This window comes from Syntrophales bacterium (assembly GCA_030655775.1).
Taxonomy (GTDB): domain Bacteria; phylum Desulfobacterota; class Syntrophia; order Syntrophales; family JADFWA01; genus JAUSPI01.
The window spans coordinates 1-3,224 of the sequence record JAUSPI010000115.1 but is presented as its reverse complement, the minus strand read 5'-3'; the positions used below and the strand labels follow the sequence as shown (position 1 = coordinate 3,224).

Annotated in this window: 6 protein-coding genes; 2 read left to right on the top strand and 4 right to left on the bottom strand. The window is 45.3% G+C overall.

Translation table 11 applies throughout. The features are described 5' to 3' along the window. The 4 genes from Q7J27_06140 to Q7J27_06125 all read right to left on the bottom strand — a co-directional run. Nucleotides 1-651, bottom strand: a 651-nt coding sequence (locus Q7J27_06140; GenBank protein ID MDO9528724.1) for an Eco57I restriction-modification methylase domain-containing protein, incomplete at its 3' end; no start/stop codon positions are given. Beyond that, on the bottom strand, nucleotides 635-1,285 hold the full coding sequence (locus Q7J27_06135; protein ID MDO9528723.1) for a hypothetical protein: 651 nt from the start codon (nucleotides 1,283-1,285) through the stop codon (nucleotides 635-637). The genes Q7J27_06135 and Q7J27_06140, both read right to left, overlap by 17 nt. 269 nt (nucleotides 1,286-1,554) lie before the next feature. Next, nucleotides 1,555-1,878: a type II toxin-antitoxin system PemK/MazF family toxin gene (locus Q7J27_06130; GenBank protein MDO9528722.1), complete on the bottom strand. Its 324-nt coding sequence runs from the start codon at nucleotides 1,876-1,878 to the stop codon at nucleotides 1,555-1,557. Beyond that, nucleotides 1,862-2,095 (bottom strand): hypothetical protein, encoded by a 234-nt coding sequence (locus Q7J27_06125; GenBank protein ID MDO9528721.1) that lies wholly within the window; start codon nucleotides 2,093-2,095, stop codon nucleotides 1,862-1,864. The genes Q7J27_06130 and Q7J27_06125 overlap by 17 nt, the downstream gene beginning before the upstream one ends. 300 nt (nucleotides 2,096-2,395) lie before the next feature. Between Q7J27_06125 and Q7J27_06120 the strand changes: the two genes are divergently transcribed. Together Q7J27_06120 and Q7J27_06115 are read left to right on the top strand one after the other, a co-directional pair. Then, the gene (locus tag Q7J27_06120) at nucleotides 2,396-2,722 is read left to right on the top strand and encodes a type II toxin-antitoxin system RelE/ParE family toxin (GenBank protein MDO9528720.1); all 327 of its coding nucleotides are present in this window, start codon (nucleotides 2,396-2,398) and stop codon (nucleotides 2,720-2,722) included. Then, nucleotides 2,719-3,033 (top strand): helix-turn-helix transcriptional regulator, encoded by a 315-nt coding sequence (locus Q7J27_06115; GenBank protein ID MDO9528719.1) that lies wholly within the window; start codon nucleotides 2,719-2,721, stop codon nucleotides 3,031-3,033. Before Q7J27_06120 ends, Q7J27_06115 begins: the two co-directional genes overlap by 4 nt. The last annotated feature ends 191 nt before the right edge of the window (nucleotides 3,034-3,224 follow it).

The following is a 3,224-nucleotide window of genomic DNA, read 5'->3' as shown; positions in this document are numbered from 1 at the left end:
CGGTTTTAGCTTTTTGGCTTGCTGAACAAATATGTGATACAAGGGCATAGCGCTTGCAGCTGCTCCTCCATCACTCAACTGATACGGCGGATTGCCGATAATGACATCGAATATCATATTGAAGATCTCCTCTGGCTTTTCTATGTGGATAAACTGATAGGCGTGAGATTCAAGTGCCTCGTCGCGTTTGTAGTTTTCCTCGTTTGCTCCGCAAAACTCGCAGCGCCCTTTTTCCCAATTATGTTCTACGCGCTTGAATCGGATATTGCCTTGCGGCTCATCGAAGTTCTCGCAGACGGAATACTTCCCGTTGGCAGTCTTCGAGCAATAAACCGAGCGGCGTGAAAGCAGGGATGTCAACTCCGTGATGGCCAGCCCGAACAGTTGATTTTTGAAGATGTGGTTGAGTCGCTTCTGTCGGTCTGGGATTTGCTTCTCCAGCCCCGTGTCGAGGCGCTTGGCGATCTCTCGCAGGAACACGCCGGACTTGCAGCCGGGATCGAGGAACGTGGCTTTCTTGTCGCTCCAGATTCCCTTGGGGAGCATATCCAGTATCTGGTTTACCAGTTGCGGTGGCGTGAACACCTCGTCGCTGCTCAGATTCGCAATGCAGGACAGTACATCCGGGTTGTAGTTAGTGCTTGTCAACATCGGCAACCTCCAGAAAGTGAGTCGGCGGGTACTCTTTGACTGGTTCGTTTAAGTTAACTTCCTGATTCTCATCGTTGAACAGGGTGAGTTGATGCTGCTTATTGAGCAGGAAAGAAAGAAAATAGTCTCTCCTTTTCAGCATGCTCCCGTTGAGCGGCGACCATTCGGAAAAGACAATCGGTACCCTTGGTTCATTCTTCGTCTTCAGATCAAGGGCATCACCCCAAATGATATTGCGGTCAAGGATGTACCGAACAGACTTGCGGCAGTTGTCGTTTGTCCTGTTCTTAAACAAGCGTAGATAGATCAGATCAAATATCTCAAAGAGTCGGTGACGACATTGCTGCACGTTATCTTCTTGAATATCAATTCCGTAAATGGATGACACAGCCAGGATGGCGTTCCGTTCGAAGTCCAACTGCGACTTGCCGTAGCGCTTTTCCACAACCGCCAGCTTACGTTCCAGAATTGGGGCAAGAAAATTCCCATTGCCGCAAGCGGGTTCGAGGAAACGCGATTCGATCCGCTCCGTTTCCTGCTTCACGAGATCGAGCATGGCGTTGACCTCCCGCTTCCCGGTCAACACCTCTCCATGATCGGCGACCCGCCGTTTCGATTTGACCTGTTCTTCCATCGGTTCCTTATAGTTTTGCCAGTCACTTGCTCTAAGCGAATTATGATATCTTCAGGAATTGCAGGGCATAGTGACATCAGAACCACCATGATCTACACGCATACCGTGGAAAGTGTTACCATTAAAGAGGCCCCAAGCCCGCTTGATTTGTGACGTTTTCCTGATGCTTGAGTAGATGTTGGGATAGAAATACAGAGCGCGCAGTTTTAAGTGGAGAGTTACCAACTCATGCATCTTTCGGTATTCGATAATGCTATCGGTCGAGTATTTTATAGCGCCAGCGTTTGGCGTAATCTCTGTTCCAATTCCAATATATCTTCTTTTGAAGCGCTTTCTATTTTTTCAATAAGTCGGCTTTTGTCCACCGCTCTGATTTGATCACAGACAGCGACAACCTGTTTACTTTGGCATTGTATGGGAATGGTTAGCGGAGGCCGCGGCTTACCCGCAGAAGAAAGGGGCACGACAACAACCGTCCGCCTGGCTTCGTTGATCGGCGTTGCACCAATGATTACACAAGGCCGCTTCTTTTTGATTTCTGATCCAATTGCAGGATCGAGATTAACCCAATAGATGTCACCTCGGTTCAGCATCAATTCCGTCCCCTACCGTCGTATTCCAGTCTTCCATTTCCATGTTTAAAGATGTGTCGCTTTCTACCTCACATGCACATTGATACAACTTTGTTTCTCTGAGTGTAACCTCATCTTCAAGCAATTTTGCTACTACTTTACTCCGCTGCCGGGAAGGTATAACGGATTTCATTCTGCCAACCAGATCATCCGGAATCGATATAAGAACTTTTTGCATAATGTCTCCTCCATTAATGAATATCTTATTTAGTATATCTAAAACCGTTTTCCCAGTCTTTTTCTAGAAATAATTTAAAGAATAGCATGAAGGGTGGGTGTCCACGCGAACGAGCCCCTTAAACCAGCCATAAAATGACCCCGCTGCAGACGGGGTGTTTTTACTTGAGCGACCCTTTTCCTTGCAGGCCTCCGGATCCTCTGCCGCCAAGGTGGACTTTTCACAAAAAGCTATCCTCCGAAAATGATTATTGAAGGAATCTTTTGTTGACAGGGTTATCATATATGATAACATGTCCTTATGAATTGGTGCGTAACGTTTTATAATGAAAAGGTTGAAAAGAAAGCACTGGCATTCCCAAAAGGAATATTGGCTAATTTTCTGCATATTCTTGAAATGATGGAGGAATATGGCCCGGCACTGGGCGACCCTTATACTGCTTCGATGGGAAATGGACTCTTTAAAATTAGGGCAAAAGGAAAGGAAGGCATCGGGCGTTCCTTGTTTTGTACAATCAGAAACCAAGAGATTATTATTCTGCATTCATTTATTAAAAAATCTCAAAAAGCACCCAAAAAAGAAATAGATTTAGCAAGAAAACGGATGAAGGAGGTGAAACAACCATGACCCGTCCCACATTTTATAATTTTAAAAAGAAAGCATTACGTGATCCAGACGTAAGGGCAGAATACGAATCATTGTCTGCTGCTTATCATGTTAGAAAAAAATTGATTGGTCTTCGCAAGAATGCTGGGTTAACCCAAGAGGAACTTGCCAAGAGACTACATACACAGAAAGGTAATATTTCTCGTCTTGAGAATGTACATTCAAAAATGTCACCAAAGCTATCAACAATAGAAGAATATGCCAAAGCAGGTGGGTTTAAATTGGAACTCGATTTTGTGCCTCAAAAAACTTTGAAATCACATGACCTATAAGGGTTGAGCCGATTCACATAGCGGTCAAACTCAATCTCATTATGTGAGAAGTTGCGAAAGCTTGGTCGTTCCGTATGCTGTCCTACAAATTTTCGCGGATTGAATTCAAAATAAACTCATGCAAAGACTCCCTGTTCCTCCAGGCTGTTTCCTTGGCCGCTTTGTGCAGATCGAGCGGAATCCGGAGGGGA

Bases quoted from the DNA above. Each gene is read 5' to 3' on its own strand.
- Q7J27_06125 (MDO9528721.1), bottom strand. From the start codon at position 2,095: ATGCAAAAAGTTCTTATATCGATTCCGGATGATCTGGTTGGCAGAATG.
- Q7J27_06130 (MDO9528722.1), bottom strand. From the start codon at position 1,878: ATGCTGAACCGAGGTGACATCTATTGGGTTAATCTCGATCCTGCAATT.
- Q7J27_06115 (MDO9528719.1), top strand. From the start codon at position 2,719: ATGACCCGTCCCACATTTTATAATTTTAAAAAGAAAGCATTACGTGAT.
- Q7J27_06120 (MDO9528720.1), top strand. From the start codon at position 2,396: ATGAATTGGTGCGTAACGTTTTATAATGAAAAGGTTGAAAAGAAAGCA.
- Q7J27_06135 (MDO9528723.1), bottom strand. From the start codon at position 1,285: ATGGAAGAACAGGTCAAATCGAAACGGCGGGTCGCCGATCATGGAGAG.